The sequence below is a fragment of the Brevibacillus sp. AG genome, from assembly GCF_028369215.1.
GTDB classification, from domain to species: Bacteria; Bacillota; Bacilli; order Brevibacillales; family Brevibacillaceae; genus Brevibacillus; species Brevibacillus porteri.
Genome location: NZ_JAQMYO010000001.1, coordinates 252,351 through 268,620 on the forward strand (window position 1 = coordinate 252,351; position 16,270 = coordinate 268,620).

The window sequence follows — 16,270 nt, forward strand, 5'->3', positions numbered from 1 at the left end:
GTTTTTTTTGTTTTGCCCCCAAGTGGGAGAATCAGGCTGGAACCATGGTTCCATGCAGCGAGGAGTAACGATGGACGACAGACTCTATTATCAGGATGCCTATACGAGAACGTTTTCGGCCCAGGTGACGAGGGCTGGTGTCGAGCAAGATGGGACACCTTACGTGGTACTAAATCAAACGGCTTTTTACCCTACTGGAGGTGGACAGCCTTCCGATCTGGGCGTATTGGAAGAGATTCGTGTGGTAGATGTGGAAGAGGTAGAAGGCGAAATTCGCCATAGACTGGAAGCTCCCTTATCTAAAAGCATAGCGGAAGTAACGGGTCACATCGATTGGGACCGTCGCTTCGATCATATGCAACAGCATGCTGGACAACACATTTTATCTGCTTCCTTCCTGGAAGTCGTGCAAGCGGAGACCGTTGCCTTTCACTTGGGCAAAGAACGTGTCACCATTGATGTACGACTAGATGAGTTGACAACAGATGTATGGGAGAAGGTAGAGAAGCGAGCGAATCAGATTGTTCTGGAAAACCACCCCATCATAGCGCGGTTCGTTGATGACGAGGAATTGGCAACGCTGCCCTTGAAAAAACAGCCGACCGTTACTGAAAATATTCGTGTCGTGATGATTCCTGAGTTTGATTACAACCCATGCGGAGGAACACATCCTGCACGTACGGGCGAAGTCGGGATGATCAAGATCTTGGGCTGGGAGCGACATCGCGGAAACATTCGTCTGGAATTCATCTGTGGCTGGCGAGCTTTGCGGGACTACAACCAAAAGCAAGCTGTCGTTCGTGATACGGCGAAGCTGCTCGCTACCAATGAAGGTGAACTGATCGCACAGACGGAACGCCTCCTTGCAGAACGTGACACCTTGAAGGCAAAATTGGCAGAAGTGGATAAGCAGCTCTTAGAGGTGGAAGTCAATCAACAACTATCTGCTGCTAGCCAACTCGGTCATTCTCGCCTCATTATGCATACCTTCACGGACAAAACCATTCAACAGCTTCAGCAGTTCGCACAGCTGGCTACTGCTCTGGCGCCAGATGCGATTTGCCTTTTAGCTGCTACTACCGAAGACAAAATGCAAATCGTGTTTGCTCGTGGGCAAGAAGTCAACGTAGCTATCAATCAAGTGTTGAAAGAAACCTTGCCGGTCATTGAAGGAAAAGGCGGAGGAAATCCTGCTATGGCACAGGGTGGTGGTCAGTCAGTAGTGGATGCGGAAGAAGTATTGCTGCATGCTCGCAAACTGCTGGAAGCCTCACTCATGTAAATACATTTGATTGAATAAAAGGAGGAAACCGCGATGAACTGGAATCCGGGAGATATCGTTCGCGTGGCGCAGCGAACTGGAGAATATATTGCAGAAGTATTGGAAATCCACGATTCGAAGCTGCTGGTAAAAGTGTTGGCCGTTACTAAATACCCGACGCAAGGCGATTTGCATTCTTCCTACGAAGTAGATGTGCCGCTGTTTCACCAGCGTCCAGCACTCTCTTACATGGAAAAATTCATGACGCCTGTCCAAGGGGTCATTCGCTATAATGGCGCGATTCCGGACTACAAGGAATCTGTGCGTCAGGCGATGGAGAGAGAAATGGAAAAGCTTTCGAAAATGGCAGCTTGGGCAGAGCGTTGTCTCGTTGAGCTGGAAAAGATGCACAAGGAAGCCTTTACAAACACGAAATAGAGTGGTACTGTAGTACTCGAATGTACGACAATTGCATAGCTTTACTACCAAACGGGGGCCAAGCAACGTTGGCTGAGATTGTAACGAGTGTGTTACTGACCGTTGAACCTGACCTGGGTCATGCCAGCGGAGGAAGAGGTATTTGGAATCAGTATCACGGTGTCGCATCCGAGCAGAACTATGCTTGTTTGCGTGCATGCATGATCAGATCTCACTTAACCATCCGAGGCGGATGGTTTTTTTATGCCATTCGTCTGGGGAGATGGGATGGGTATACGGCTTCTTCTGTTTGTCTGAATCGACTCAGGCAGGCGGGAGAAGCCGTTTTTTTCCAGTAGAAGGAGGTAATCAATGATTGTTCAGCTGAATGGGAAAAAAGTAGAGTTGGCGGAAGAGATCACGACAGTGCGAGCCTTGCTTGCTTCTTATTCCCTGCAAGAGAAGATTGTCGTCGTAGAACGAAATGGTGAAATTATTGATCGCTCCGCGTACGAACAAACACCGATTGCAGACGGAGATCGCATAGAAATCGTTCATTTTGTCGGAGGAGGATGATCATCATGATGGATACATTGAAAATTGGACCTTACGAGTTTCGCTCCCGTTTGCTTCTCGGGACAGGTAAATTCGCTGATTTGGATACACAAGGGAAAGCGGTAGAGGTGTCGGAAGCAGAGATTTTGACATTTGCGATTCGTCGCTTGAATTTGGAAAATCCGCAAGAACCAAACTTTTTGGAACAGCTCGATTTGAAAAAATTCACCTTGCTACCTAATACAGCAGGTGCCTATACCGCTGAAGAAGCAGTGCGCATTGCTCGTTTGGCTAAAGCATCAGGATTGTGTGACATGATCAAGGTCGAAGTCATTGGAGACCCGAAAACCCTTCTCCCTGACCCGATTGGTACGTTCGAGGCTTCGAAAATCTTGGTGGAAGAAGGCTTTATCGTACTGACCTACACCAATGACGACCCGATTCTTGCTAGACGTTTACAAGAAGTTGGCGTACATGCGGTTATGCCAGGTGCGTCACCAATTGGTTCCGGACAAGGGATTGTCAACGAAAACAACCTCCGCTTTATCATCGAGGATGCTAAGGTACCGATTATCGTCGATGCAGGAATTGGCGCGCCAGCAGACTGCGCGAAAGCGATGGAACTGGGTGCTGACGGTGTCTTGTTGAATACAGCAGTCGCTCTCGCTGACAATCCTGTCTTGATGGCAGAAGCGATGAAGCTCGGAGTGGAAGCAGGTCGCAAAGGCTTCCTGGCAGGCCGTATCGCGAAAAAGCGTTACGCGTCCGCAAGTAGCCCGACTGAAGGGATGATTGAGTAGCGTGGATCGACTGACAGAAGCGGTAGAATCGATTGCCAGCCGCAAAGAAGAGCTGTTCGCATTACTGGCAGAGCTCGTTTCTCATCCGACTGTGAGTCCTCCCGCGCGAAACAGCGATGCCGCACAAGGAGTAATCGCCTACAGACTGCAAGCGATGGGATTCGAGGTCGATCGCTGGACGGTATATCCAGGAGACGACAATATCGTCGGCCGGTTATCAGGGAGTGCTTCTAGTCAGGCAAACAGTTTGATTGTCAACGGGCATATCGATGTGGCTGAAGTCGGAGATGATACGGGGTGGACCTATCCACCGTTTACTCTGACACATGGCAAAGATGGGCGCCTGTACGGCCGTGGTGTTGCGGATATGAAAGGTGGACTGGCAGCGAGTTTGTTTGCGATCCAAATGCTGCGCGAACACGGAATGGAGCTCCAAGGCGATCTGCTCTTTCAATCCGTCATCGGAGAAGAAGCGGGTGAAGCGGGGACATTGGTCGCCATCGAGCGAGGCTATCAAGCTGACTACGCCGTTGTAGTGGATACGAGCAATCTCCAAATGCAAGGACAGGGTGGGGTCATCACATGCTGGATCACGATTGAGAGTCCGACGACGCTGCATGACGGAATGCGCGCACAGACCATTCATGCAGGCGGACGCGTACGGGGAGCTTCTGCCATTGAAAAAATGACGAAGGTGATCAACGCACTACAGGAGCTGGAGCGGGATTGGGCTGTCATGAAGTCCTACCCCGGTTTTCCACCAGGCAGCAATACGATCAATCCCGCAGTCATCGAGGGTGGTCGTCACGCTGCGTTCATCGCAGACCGTTGCGCACTATGGATTACCGTTCATTTTTATCCAAATGAATCCTACGAAGAGATCATCCGAGAGATCGAGGATCATGTCGGGCGTGCAGCAGCAGCTGATCTTTGGTTGAGAGACAATCCTCCAACATTCCGGTGGGGCGGACGTTCGATGATTGAGGAGCGCGGTGAAATCTTCCCTTCACTGGAGTTGGATACGGAACATCCGGGGTTGGCAACGCTGCAATCCGTCTATGAAAGTCACATGCATCAAGCGCCTGTCGTTAATATGTCGCCTACGGTGACGGATGCAGGCTGGTTTGCGCAAGCAGGCATTCCAGCTGTACTATTCGGACCCGGTGAGCTCACGTATGCACATGCCGTAGATGAATCCATTGATCCTGACCAGCTTGTTCATTTTGCCCAGATTATGGCCCGATTTATTGCGACCTGGTGCAATACCCCAAAGGAAGCGAAGGAGTGAGTATCGCATGACAACCTTTACTGATCGTTTGAGAAAAAGTGTAGCCCCGATCTGGGAGCGTGTCCATCAACATCCTTTTGTCACCGGACTTGGAGATGGCAGCCTGCCCGTTGGAGCATTCAAATATTATATGAAACAAGACTACATCTATCTGATTGATTATGCGAAAATGTTCGCGATTGCGAGTGTGAAGGCGTACGATCTGGAAACAAGCTCCAGATTCGCTGCTTTGCAAGAATCGACGCTGAACACAGAGATGGAGCTGCATCGTCAGTATGCTGAGCGATTTGGCATCTCTCGCGCGGAGCTGGAAGCGACAGAGCCTTCGTTTGTCATGCTGGGATACACCAGCTACATGCTGCGTGTCGCTCATCAAGGGTCGTTGGCAGAATTGGTGAGTGCACTACTCCCATGCACATGGAGCTATTGGGAAATCGGCAAGCGCTTGGCACAAGTAGAAGGGGCGTTGGAACACGAACTGTACGGGGAATGGGTACGCATGTACAGCTCCGATGAGTTTGGGCAGTTGGCGATCTGGCTGATGGATATCATGAACCAATTGGCGGAAGGAAAGAGCGAGCAAGAGCTGGCCAAACTGGAAGAGTATTTTGTCAATACCTCCAAAATGGAGTACATGTTCTGGGACATGTCCTACAGAGAGGAAATGTGGCCGTGGGAGAACAACTAGCTTTCGCCGACGTCAGCTTTTCGTATGGCGACAAGCAGATTCTCGATCATTTTGATCTGCGTGTGGAAAAAGGAGAGTTCGTCAGTTTGATCGGTCCAAGCGGGATCGGGAAAAGCACCTTGTTTCAACTCATCGCAGGTCTTCTTGAGCCGGGGCAAGGCGAAATCAGACTAGGCAGTGTAGCAGTTGCAAATCGTTTGGGGCAGGTCGGCTATATGCCCCAACGCGATCAGCTCATGCCATGGCGTACGATTGTCGAAAATGCAGCTTTGCCGCTAGAAATCAAAGGTATGAAGAAAAAAGAAGCGCATGAGCGCGTCAGACAGCAATTGCCAAGGTACGGGCTCCAGGATTGGGCTGACAGCTATCCAGCCCAGCTTTCCGGTGGGATGCGTCAGCGGGTTTCCTTTTTGCGCGCGTTGTTTTCTGGTGCAGAGATGATGCTGTTGGATGAGCCGTTTAGTGCATTGGATGGAATTACGAGAATGGACATGCAAGAGTGGCTGATGGAAAAGTGGCAGGAAACAGGCAGTACGATGCTGATGATTACACATGACATCGACGAAGCCATTTTACTTGCAGATCGTATTATCGTGCTTTCGGGTAGTCCGATCACCAAGCCGATCGAATTAACCGTTCCGGTAAGCAGACCTCGGACGGCAAGCAGTCGCAATCAAGCCGGATTTTTGGCATTGCGTGAACAAATTTGGGAACTGCTGCGACAGGAGCGCCAAGCAGCAACGAAGCCGTTGAGGAGAGAAGCATGATGGGGAGAGGCATCTGGTTTGGCATCTCCATCGCCATTTTTCTCCTGGTGTGGGAAGCGGTATGTCGCTTCTTCGGAGTGCCGCCATTCATTTTACCGCCGCCTAGCGCTGTCGTTGTGTCTTTGTGGGATTTACGTGCCTCTCTAGTAGGTGTCCATCTTTGGGCGACGTTACAGGAAGTGTTACTAGGGCTATCGATCTCGATTGTGTTTGGAATCTCTCTTGCCTTCGCGATGATTCGCAGTCGGATTGTCGAGCGCTTGGTCTATCCGTATATCGTCATCTCCCAAACGATCCCCATTATTGCATTATCACCCGTATTTATTTTGTGGTTCGGGTATGATTTATCTGGAAAAATCGCTGTTACGATTCTGTTTACTTTCTTTCCGATCGTCGTCAACACGTATGATGGACTTCGCTCGACGGACAAGGAAATGCTCCAGCTGTTAAAAACGATGGGGGCAACAAACGGACAAATTTTCACCAAGCTGCAACTCCCGTCGAGTTTACCCCATTTCTTCAGTGGTCTCAAAGTGGCAGCTACCTACAGTGTGGCTGGGGCGACGATCGGAGAATGGCTGGGGGCAAGCGAGGGTCTCGGGTACTTTGGCAGACGGGCATCCGGCAATTTTCAGGCTCCCGCGTTGTTTGCCTCCGTCCTGTTGCTCTCGATTCTCGGCATGCTGCTGTTTTGGCTGGTTGGACGAATCGAACGTCATTTTTCCCCGCATATGAAAATTAAAGGAGAACAACAATGAAACCTTTCAACAAGTGGACGAAAGCATTCATGGCACTCACATTGGCAACAGGTCTTGCTGCTTGCGGCAATCAGGCGAGCTCGGATGCTGGCCAGACGCAAGCTCCTGCTGATAAAGGAGCGGAGCCGACAGAGCTGACGATTGCGCTGGATTGGTATCCGAATGCTGTACATTCCTTCTTATATGTCGCAGAGGAGCAAGGCTATTTCAAAGACGAGAACCTCAAGGTGACCATGCAAATGCCTTCAGACAGCAATGATCCGTTGAAGATGGCGGCGGCGGGTAAAGTAGATTTGGCAATCAGCTATCAACCACAGCTCATCCAAGCTCGTGCAGAAGGAGTACCTGTCGTATCTGTAGGTGCACTCGTTCGTCATCCGTTAAACGTCATCATGACGCGCCAGGACAGTGGAATCGATACGCCGCAAAAGCTGGCTGGAAAAAATATCGGTTATCCATCACTTCCACTCGATGAATCGATCGTACGTCAAGTCGTGAAGCATAATGGTGGCGATGATTCCGGACTGACCTTCACGGATATCGGCTTTGACATCGTTCCAGCGTTGACAGCCAAAAAGGTCGATGCTGTAGTAGGTGGCTATATCAACCATGAGCAACCGATTTTGGAGAAACACGGCGTTCCAGTCAATGTGTTCAAGCCTTTTGAGTTTGGTGTACCGGACTACTATGAGCTCGTATTAGCGACAAGTGATGATACTTTGGGCAAAAAGCAGAAAGCTGTGGAAGGATTCCTGCGTGCGATTGGCAAGGGCCAGGACTATGTGAAACATAATAAGGAAAAGGCACTCGATCTGTTGTTTACCAAACAGGCTGCCGATTTCCCGCTGGAACAAGACATTGAGACCAAAAGCTTGGATATCCTGATTCCGTTAATGGATGCGGGAGAAAAGCCTTTTGGATACCAGACGGTGGAATCATGGCAAACACTGATTGATTGGATGAAAAAAGAGAAGTTGATTACGGCTGAAGTTAAAGCAGAAGAGATCATGCGCGATCTCGCAAAGTAATCAGCCAAAAAGCACCCCCTTTGCACGCTTTTGAGAGCTACTCTTCATTGGCGAGACAGAGGAGGTGCTTTTTCGATCAGGAGGAGAGGGGGAAACAAAGTTCTGCTGTCATCCCTTTTCCTGTATCGCTTGATAACAGCAGGCGTCCATGATGAGCGGCAGCAATACGCGCAACCATGGGCAAACCGAGACCATGACCATTGTATGAGGGAGATTTTCGTTTTGATGAATAAGGCAATTCCACCAAGTCAGGCAGCATGCATGGCTCGATGCCTTTTCCGTTGTCAGTGATAATCAGGAGAGCATTGCGCTGATTGCCTGACAGGGTTGTTTGCACGTGGATGTGACAGCCTGATGGGTTATGCACGATACTGTTTTGAACCAGATTCGTGATGGCGCGTCCAAGAAGTTTTTCATCGCCCATCACGAAGCATTGCTCAGTCGTGACATCCAGCTCGATGGTAAAGCTCTCTGCCAAATCATTGTTCAAAAAGTCAGTGACAATTTGCCGCGCAAGTGTCGATAGCCGAATCGGTTTGGTATGTATGGGCTGCATTTCGTATTCCAGCATGGAAACGAGATTCAAGTCGCTGACCAAAGACCGGAGTTTTTCCCCTTGCTTTCGAATAATGCTTGCTTTTTGCTGCTGTTCGTAAGGCACCGCGTTGCTCTCTTCCAATTCACTGGCATACCCGAGCACCATCGATAATGGCGTGCGTATATCGTGGGAGATTCCAGCGATCCAGTTCGAGCGTGCTTCGTCTCTTGCTTTTAGCAAAGCGTTCTTCTCTTGCAGAAGCGACGATGCATGATTGATGCTTTTGGCAATCCCGCTGAACATTCCTTTTGCCTCGACATGTGTATGCTGATCTTCTGACAGAGCGTGAATCCCGCTAATCAGTGGGCGGATTGCCCGAATGAGTCGAGAGCCGATGAAAAGCGAGAGAAGAGCGGCAAGTAGTATATTTCCGAAAAGCAAAGCCAGTAATCGATACGGCAAATCGCTTATCCAACTGATCGGGAAATGAAACTGGTACTTGGCGAGACTGTCCTTCGGATAGCCCACGACGACCAGCCCCATCTCATTCTCCCATACAAAAACAGGATAGTCCTGTAAGTAATTCCGCGAAAACTGCGCCACTTCTGTCAGAGAATAGGCGCGGGGCAATTGGTCCGGTATGGCGTGCTCCCAGACGACTTTCCCATCGTTCGTAATCAGCATGGCCCAAGCCTGGCTCTTTTGCAACCAATCTTGTGCATTTGGCTCCAACGTATAGCTGGTACCGTTCTTGTGAAGGCCTTCTGCGACAGTTTGTGTGACGTGAACGGGAGAAGAGCCTTCGTTCATGCCTTTGAAAACAAATGTACCAAGAATAATGTAATTGACGATGAGCAAAAAGACGGCGATCAGGATAGAAGCACTTGTATAACGACGTAAAATTCGTGCGGCTCCATCCATCTACAACTCTTCCTTTACGAGTAATTTGTATCCGAGTCCTCTTACCGTCAGCAAATATTCAGGGGTGGACGGACATGGCTCGATCTTTTCGCGAATGCGCCGCATATGAACCATCAGCGTGTTTTCATACCCGTAGTAATCGTCACCCCATACAGATTGGCACAGAGCATCACTCGTGACGATTCGTCCCCGATTTTCATAGAGTTTTCGCAAGAGTGCGTGTTCCTTGGCGGTCAAAGCGTATTCGTGGTGATCTCTCGTCACGATTGCCGCTTCCAAATCGATCGTACTGTCACCAAGCTGGAAAACGGGCAGACGATCGATTTGGGGAGGCGCGTAAACGCGTCGTAAAATGACCAGGAGACGAAGAACGAGCTCGCGCGGTAAAAATGGCTTCACAATATAGTCGTCAGCCCCCAGGCCAAGTCCGAGCAATCGATCTTCATCTTCCCCTCTCGCTGAAAGAAAAATGACAGGGATTTGCGAGAAGCGACGGATCGAAGTCAAAAGTCCAAATCCATCTCCATCAGGCAGCATGACATCCAGGATCGCGACATCAGGCTTGTCCGAAGCGCAAATCACTAACGCCTCTTTACAACTACCCGCATGAAAAATACGAGAGTATCCTTCCTTACGCAAAAATCCATCGATCATATTTCTGATTTCAAGCTCATCTTCCACGATGAGCACTTTTTTCTGTTTCCATTCTTCCATATTGAATCACCCGTATTCATTATACTCGCTCGAATTGTGTGTTCTACCCACTCGGAGTCAATTTAAGGTTGTTGTAAGGTTCCTGTCAGCTTATCGACGGGTTGGGACTCTATGATTTCGTAGGAGAGACCAACAGATAGGAGCGAGAAAAGATGAATACTGTGATTCGAACGGAAAACCTTTCAAAACGCTATGGAGGGGTCTATTCCGTCCAACGGGTGAATCTTGCGGTAGGAGAAGGGGAGGTCTATGGCTTCCTCGGTCCAAATGGTGCAGGAAAATCGACGACTCTTAAAATGCTGCTAGGATTAGTCAAGCCAAGTGAAGGGAGTGTATCTGTATTCGGGAAGGATTTTAGCAGGAACCGACTTGAGATTTTGAGTCAGACGGGTTCCTTGATCGAGGCTCCTTCCTATTACGGTCATCTTACCGGCCTGGAAAATATGCGCGTCATGCAGCGGCTACGAGATGTACCGGACAAACATGTAGAAAAAGCCTTGCAAATCGTCCGTTTGGAAAAACAAAAGAACAAAAAGGTAGATCAGTATTCTCTCGGGATGAAGCAGCGACTGGGAATTGCCATGGCTTTGCTGCATTTTCCAAAGCTCGTCATCCTCGATGAACCGACAAACGGTCTGGACCCTGCGGGAATCGGTGAGATTCGGGAATTGATTCAATCGTTGCCACACGAGTATGGAATGACCGTCTTGCTCTCCAGCCATCTGCTCTCGGAAATCGAGCAAGTGGCCACGTCCATCGGCATTATTCACGGGGGGAAACTGCTGTTTCAAGGGAGTATGGAGCAGTTGCAACGGAATAGTCAGCCTCATGTGTGGATGAAAACGCAGGACAATGAAAAAGCGAGAAGAGTTCTTCAAGAGATGGAGCTTTCTCCAAGTCTCCAAGATGGCTTCCTGGTCATGGAAGGCATGGGGGATAGAGAGGTAGCGCAGACAAACCGGGCGCTGATTATGGCGGGCATAGATGTTTATCGGATTGAAGAGCACAAAAAAAGCTTGGAGAGCATTTTCCTCTCCCTTACAGGCAAGGAGGGGAGCTTGTAATGAGAACGCTTTGGCTGGAGTTTTATAAAATTCGACATAAGCGTTTGTTTCTCATGCTCACCATTCTTTTGAGTATCGAACTGGCATGGGGGTTTATGGCTGTCAGTATCTCCATGACAAAAAATCCGGATGCCGCGACGTGGAGCGCCATTCTTGTCACGATTACAGCCATGAACGGATTGTTTTTGCCGATCGGTTCGGCTGTCATTGTTTCACGGATTTGTGATATGGAACACAAAGGGCGTACGTGGAAGCTGCTGTTGGCTGCCTCTGTCAGTCGAAAAGCGGTTTATGCGGCAAAGTTCGTCTCTGCGGCTGTTTTGATCGGGGGAGCCGTCATTTTACAGGTAGTGGCGATCGTGGCATTTGGCATTGGCTATGGTTTAGCAGAGCCAGTCCCGATTGGCCTATTACTCCGCTTTGTAGCAGGGACAACGCTTACGAATCTCGTGGTGATTGCTCTGCAACAATGGATATCTCTCGCCATCAAAAATCAGGCATTTAGCCTATGTCTCGGGATGATCGGGGGGTTCATTGGGATGACAGCGAGCTTGTTTCCGCCACAAGTCGGACGCCTTTTCATCTGGTCGTACTATGTAGACTTTTCGCCCGTTACGTATCAGTACGTGAACGAAACCATGCTGTTTACTACGCGTGAAATCGGCGTTCATTTGCCGATCATCGTCGTACTCATGGGCATCTCATTCTACCTTGCTGGGAGCATTCACGTATCCCGGCAAGACGTATAGGGAGGATTTTTTATGCTACTCAGATGTTTGGGAGCTGAATGGGTAAAACTGCGTCGTTCTCGTATTTGGCTCGTTTTGCTTGTGCTTCCTGTTTTCAGTACGCTGATCGGCTTCGCCAACTACTGGATGAACCAAGCGATCCTGCAAAATGGCTGGTATAGCCTGTGGACGCAGGTGAGCTTGTTCTACGGAGAATTTTTCTTGCCCATTCTCATCGCGATCTGCTGTTCGTTCGTGTGCAGACTGGAGCATGTAAATCGGAACTGGAACATGATACTGGCAGCGCCTGTATCGACTCCAACGATTTTTTTCGCGAAGGTAGTAGTGGTTGGCGTTCTCCTTTTTGCTGTGCAGCTTTTTTTCCTCGTGCTGTATATTTGCGCGGGTTTCAGCGCTGGACTACACGTACATTTTTCGTTTCCTCCGGAAGTGTTCGGATGGATCATGCGAGGCTGGCTGGCTTCGCTCACCATCATCGCCTTCCAACTATGGCTTTCCACGCGGATACAGAGCTTTGCTGTACCTGTCGGCATTAGTGTGTGTGCTGTTTTTGTAGGGCTGGGCTTGTATGTGTCTGGGCTCGGGATGTTTTTTCCTCTGTCGATTTTAACGATTGGCATGGGCGTGCTCAGTCAAGAGAGTTTATCGCTAGGAGAGCTGGGGACGTTTGCAGTCATGTGTGTACTGTTTGTGACGACCGGCTGTGCGCTGGGGATTCGTCATCTGACGAGAGCAGGTCTTTAACAGTTTTCACCACATTAACGGTTTCCCTTTCCTGTCAAACAACCTTATAATAGAAGGTGAATGCTTGTAATGAGGAGAAGTTTCCATGGACGACAAACACATAAACAAGACAAATAGCAAATGGGTGATCTGGGGTTTTATTCTCAGCGTACTCGCTTGTGCAGTGTCTATGGCGATTTTCATCTACGTGATGCGCAACTGACAGCACAGGGTGGAAACGTCAAAAAACCGCTCGTTTACGAGAGCGGTTTTTTGCTGTGGCGTTAGCGGGATATCGCTGTTATTTTTCGGACGGCTTCTTCTTGTGACAGCTGGTTCAACTCCGTAAAGCCAAGATTGGACAGGGCGATCGTTTTTCCTTGATAGATCGGGTAAACGCCCTGCCAGAGACCTGCTGTACTGTACAGCTGTGATCCTCTCACTTTTCGCAAAAACAATAAATAATTCCCTTCCGACAGCGGTCCAGGATATTGCAGGTTGAGCGGGCTGGAGGCATCGGGAAGCGGCTCTACACCAGTGCTAACCACAGTTAATCGTCTGGACGACGTGCCTTTTATCGTTGTTCTTACTTGGAGGTTTTGTGTGTAATTCACGATCTTGCCTTGGGGAACGCTGCGTCCCGTTGGATAAGGCTGATGAGCACCGTTTACCCATGCGATGACGATCAAGTCTGACCTTTTTACAAGATCGGCAAGAGAAGGATACGGTGCGGGATCTACTTGTACACGACCGATGTCAGTTTGGGCAAGTGCGGAGAATGAAAAGGCGCAGAGAAGTGACAAACAGAGCAGCAATCGATAGAACATGAAGCCATTTCCTCCAAACAAAAGAAGTTTTGAAGGTAGTATGAACGGAAAGGGTATCGTTCATGCCTGTAGACTTTTAGTATAATGGTAATATTCCGAATAAATAGAATACGTGCTATCATGATGGCGTACTGTGATTTATTGGTTGAAATCGCCCAGACTATGACAAGGAGGTTATCATGAATCATTTGTTTGCTTTTCGACGTGTTGGTACGTGGTTTTTCGTGTTGGCTCTCTTGTTGCAGGTAGCAGCTTTGCCTGCACTAGCCAGGGAAGAGGTCACTTCCTCTAGTCCTCTGGAACTCAGCATAGAAAAATTCCTCGCCGATTTGAAAAATGACGAGAATAGCAAGGGCATGTACGCTGGAATCGCGGTTTACGATCTAACCGACAAAAAGTACGTATATAAACACAATGCCGAACGTAATTTTATCCCGGCTTCCAACATGAAGCTGTTTACGACCATTGCGGGTCTGGATAAGCTGGGGCCGAATTATCAGTGGAAGACTGAGGTGTTTGTTTCCGGAAAGATAAATAACGGTGGCGTGTTGCAAGGAGATTTGATTTTAAAAGGCTATGGGGACCCTAGCCTGAAGCCAGACGATTTGCAACAAATGGCAAAAGCCATCAAGGATTTAGGGATCAAACGAATCAATGGAAACCTGCTTCTCGATGACAGCTATTTCGATGAGACCAGATTGGGTACGAGCTGGATGTGGGATGATGAACCGTATGGGTACAGCGCTCAGGTCAGTGGATTAGCCGTAAATAAAAACTTTACGACGCTAACCGCAACCCCCGGTAAAACGGTGAACGATGCCCCCGTCCTGACCATGAATCCGGCTACCACATACATAACAGTCACAAACCAGTTAAAAACGACAGAGGGCAAGGAGAGCAATGTGCTCGTCGATCGCCCGCGTGGAAAAAATGAAATCATCGTATCCGGTACGATCGGGATGCAAGCAGCTCCTTATGAAGAAGAGGTCACGATGGAAGACCCGGCTTTTTATGTGGGCGATCTATGGAAGGATCAGTTGCTGAAACAAGGGATTGCCTTACATTCGAAGATCGAAGTGAAAAAAACAGTGCTGCAAAGCGGAGTGCCGCTCTATACCCACTTATCCAAACCGTTGAGTGAGATCACGGTGGAGCTCAACAAGGATAGTGACAACTTCTATGCGGAGATGCTTGTAAAGACGCTGGGGGTTACCCAGAAAAGTGAGGGGAGCTTTTACGCAGGCAGTGAAGCGGTAGCGGACGTGATGGAGCGCGCTGGCATTGAGTCGGGCTTCCGCCAAGTAGATGGCTCGGGGTTATCGAGATTTAATATGATCACTCCAGAACAGATGGTCGAAGCCCTCATCTTTTTGCAAGAGCAAGAATATCGAACGGAGCTGGAAAAATCACTCCCAATCGCAGGGGTGGACGGCACCTTGAAAAACCGCATGAAAGGAACCAGTGCGGAAACGAATCTAGCTGCGAAGACAGGTTCATTAAGCGGAGTTAACACAATGTCTGGTTATGTAACGGCAAAAAATGGTCATAAGCTGGCCTTTTCGATTCTGATCAACGGCATCTATAAATCGAAGTATGCGAGGGAGCTACAGGATCAAATCGGGATTTTGTTAACAACCTATCCGGATATCGCAGCACCGGAAGGGTTCAGCCCTCCAGAGAAAAAGACGTACCCACTCTCTTCTTTGATCGATCCTATCCTCGATACGCCGGAAGCAGCAGGTGTTACGGCAGGCATCATGATCAAATCATTGGATTCAACAGGTGATTCCGTCTTATACGAGCGGGATGCGGACACACTGCTTACCCCTGCTTCGAATCTGAAGCTGCTGACGACTGCCACGGCGCTGAATCAGCTTGGTTCGGATTACGTATTCAAAACGGAGCTGTATGGAGACGCACCAATCACCTCTCCAGGCGTACAAAAAGGCAATCTATATGTGAAAGGATACGGTGACCCTGCTTTGCACACAGAGAATGCGCTTCAGGTACAGGAAGGTGTGTCGATTGAAAAAATAGCAGGGTGGATCAAGCAGCAAGGAATCACACGTATCAATGGGAATCTCGTGATGGATGAAAGCTACTTTGACCAACAACGGCTTGGCCTCGGCTGGGCATGGGATGACGAGAGCTATTATTACAACCCGACCATTGGGGCTCTAGCATTGAACCGTGGGACGGTTATGATCGAATTCAAGCCCGCTAACGATGCTGGCGAACCAGTGGAAATCAACGTGCTTCCCAAAACAGCATATGTGCAAGTGATCAATGAAGCCAAGACCGTACAAAAAGGAGAAGAAAATACGTTTGCTATCCTGCGGGACCGTGGCACAAATACCATCAGACTGTCAGGGAACCTCCCACTTGATCACGAAGGCGATTACGAGCGTGTGCCTGTGGAAGAGCCAGCCAAGTACGTGGGGACCGTACTGAAGGAAACGTTGGAGCAGAAAGGTATTACGTTTGCTCCGAAAAGCGAAGTGCTGATCCAGCCAGTTCCTCCAGCAGCAGTGAAATGGACACAATTTGAGTCACTGACGCTGAAGGAAATCGTTCAGTACCTCAACAAGCGCAGTGACAATTACTACGCCGAAATGCTCCTCAAGACACTCGGAGCTGCAAAGAAAGGGAAAGGGAGCGCAGCGGCTGGGGCAGAGGTCGTTATGGAAACCGTATCTTCGCTCGGCGGGAATACCAGCTTCGACATGATGGATGGATCAGGATTGACACGCTACGATCTTATTTCTGCTCGGCAAATCGCATCCGTACTGGAGGGAATGACCAAGGAATCTACATTTGCTACTTATGATGAATCTTTACCCATAGCGGGGATGGATGGTACGCTGAAAAACCGCTTGAAGGACACACCTGCCGCTAATAATCTTCATGCGAAAACAGGTTCGATGACGGGTGTGAATACACTGTCGGGCTATATCACGACCAAAGGCGGGGAGAAGCTCGTCGTTTCGATTATGTTTAATGGCTATGTCGAAGATGAAGAGCTGTTTACCAAGATGCAGGACCAGATCATCACGATACTGGCCAGTTATGAATAGGAGTCACGTAAAAAGGAGCCCCACTATCGGGAGCTCCTTTTTTGCGTTGACAGTCGATTGAACTGGGTCAATGCCTGTAGCGGTCAATCAGTGGGTGA

The 16,270-nt window shown here is 49.2% G+C and carries 16 protein-coding genes and 1 riboswitch; of the genes, 13 read left to right on the top strand and 3 right to left on the bottom strand.

Going from position 1 to position 16,270, the window contains the following annotated elements:
* The first annotated feature begins 70 nt into the window (after positions 1-70).
* The 9 genes from POF51_RS01045 (at position 71) to POF51_RS01085 (ending at position 7,562) form a co-directional block, all read left to right on the top strand.
* A complete protein-coding gene (locus tag POF51_RS01045) occupies positions 71-1,282 on the top strand; it encodes an alanyl-tRNA editing protein (protein WP_271753327.1) in 1,212 nt (403 codons plus the stop codon).
* A 33-nt stretch (positions 1,283-1,315) separates the two neighbouring features.
* Positions 1,316-1,699 carry a kinase-associated lipoprotein B gene (locus POF51_RS01050; protein ID WP_069844876.1) on the top strand — a complete coding sequence of 128 codons (384 nt, stop codon included), beginning with the start codon at positions 1,316-1,318 and terminating at the stop codon, positions 1,697-1,699.
* A gap of 41 nt (positions 1,700-1,740) precedes the next feature.
* Positions 1,741-1,851, top strand: a riboswitch (TPP riboswitch).
* Positions 1,852-2,050: 199 nt separating this feature from the next.
* Positions 2,051-2,254 (top strand): sulfur carrier protein ThiS, encoded by a 204-nt coding sequence (thiS, locus tag POF51_RS01055; RefSeq protein WP_007729348.1) that lies wholly within the window; start codon positions 2,051-2,053, stop codon positions 2,252-2,254.
* Between the two features lie 5 nt (positions 2,255-2,259).
* Positions 2,260-3,033: a thiazole synthase gene (locus POF51_RS01060; RefSeq protein WP_069844877.1), complete on the top strand. Its 774-nt coding sequence runs from the start codon at positions 2,260-2,262 to the stop codon at positions 3,031-3,033.
* Positions 3,026-4,321 (top strand): acetylornithine deacetylase, encoded by a 1,296-nt coding sequence (locus tag POF51_RS01065; RefSeq protein WP_271753335.1) that lies wholly within the window; start codon positions 3,026-3,028, stop codon positions 4,319-4,321. The genes POF51_RS01060 and POF51_RS01065 overlap by 8 nt, the downstream gene beginning before the upstream one ends.
* A gap of 7 nt (positions 4,322-4,328) precedes the next feature.
* A complete protein-coding gene (tenA, locus tag POF51_RS01070) occupies positions 4,329-5,009 on the top strand; it encodes a thiaminase II (RefSeq protein ID WP_017248965.1) in 681 nt (226 codons plus the stop codon).
* A complete protein-coding gene (locus POF51_RS01075) occupies positions 4,994-5,776 on the top strand; it encodes an ABC transporter ATP-binding protein (RefSeq protein WP_020477525.1) in 783 nt (260 codons plus the stop codon). Before tenA ends, POF51_RS01075 begins: the two co-directional genes overlap by 16 nt.
* Positions 5,776-6,534 (top strand): ABC transporter permease, encoded by a 759-nt coding sequence (locus tag POF51_RS01080; RefSeq protein ID WP_069844879.1) that lies wholly within the window; start codon positions 5,776-5,778, stop codon positions 6,532-6,534. The genes POF51_RS01075 and POF51_RS01080 overlap by 1 nt, the downstream gene beginning before the upstream one ends.
* A complete protein-coding gene (locus POF51_RS01085; RefSeq protein WP_271753338.1) occupies positions 6,531-7,562 on the top strand; it encodes an ABC transporter substrate-binding protein in 1,032 nt (343 codons plus the stop codon). The genes POF51_RS01080 and POF51_RS01085 overlap by 4 nt, the downstream gene beginning before the upstream one ends.
* 76 nt (positions 7,563-7,638) lie before the next feature.
* Here the strand turns inward: POF51_RS01085 and POF51_RS01090 are convergent, their stop codons facing one another.
* Positions 7,639-9,021 (bottom strand): sensor histidine kinase, encoded by a 1,383-nt coding sequence (locus POF51_RS01090; RefSeq protein WP_271753340.1) that lies wholly within the window; start codon positions 9,019-9,021, stop codon positions 7,639-7,641.
* Positions 9,022-9,735, bottom strand: coding sequence for a response regulator transcription factor (locus POF51_RS01095; protein ID WP_069844882.1), 714 nt, complete (start codon positions 9,733-9,735; stop codon positions 9,022-9,024). It abuts the gene before it with no gap.
* Positions 9,736-9,887: 152 nt separating this feature from the next.
* On the opposite strand from POF51_RS01095, the gene POF51_RS01100 reads away from it, so the two are divergent.
* The 3 genes from POF51_RS01100 to POF51_RS01110 are packed head-to-tail and all read left to right on the top strand — an operon-like array spanning position 9,888 to position 12,292.
* Positions 9,888-10,799: an ABC transporter ATP-binding protein gene (locus POF51_RS01100; RefSeq protein WP_069844883.1), complete on the top strand. Its 912-nt coding sequence runs from the start codon at positions 9,888-9,890 to the stop codon at positions 10,797-10,799.
* The gene (locus POF51_RS01105) at positions 10,799-11,548 is read left to right on the top strand and encodes an ABC transporter permease (protein WP_069844884.1); all 750 of its coding nucleotides are present in this window, start codon (positions 10,799-10,801) and stop codon (positions 11,546-11,548) included. The genes POF51_RS01100 and POF51_RS01105 overlap by 1 nt, the downstream gene beginning before the upstream one ends.
* Before the next feature lie 12 nt (positions 11,549-11,560).
* Positions 11,561-12,292, top strand: a complete 732-nt coding sequence (locus POF51_RS01110) for an ABC transporter permease (protein WP_069844885.1) — start codon at positions 11,561-11,563, stop codon at positions 12,290-12,292.
* A 263-nt stretch (positions 12,293-12,555) separates the two neighbouring features.
* Here the strand turns inward: POF51_RS01110 and POF51_RS01115 are convergent, their stop codons facing one another.
* Positions 12,556-13,098: a hypothetical protein gene (locus tag POF51_RS01115; RefSeq protein ID WP_069844886.1), complete on the bottom strand. Its 543-nt coding sequence runs from the start codon at positions 13,096-13,098 to the stop codon at positions 12,556-12,558.
* A gap of 179 nt (positions 13,099-13,277) precedes the next feature.
* Between POF51_RS01115 and dacB the strand changes: the two genes are divergently transcribed.
* Positions 13,278-16,172 carry a D-alanyl-D-alanine carboxypeptidase/D-alanyl-D-alanine endopeptidase gene (gene dacB / locus POF51_RS01120; RefSeq protein ID WP_271753346.1) on the top strand — a complete coding sequence of 965 codons (2,895 nt, stop codon included), beginning with the start codon at positions 13,278-13,280 and terminating at the stop codon, positions 16,170-16,172.
* Positions 16,173-16,270: the final 98 nt, after the last annotated feature.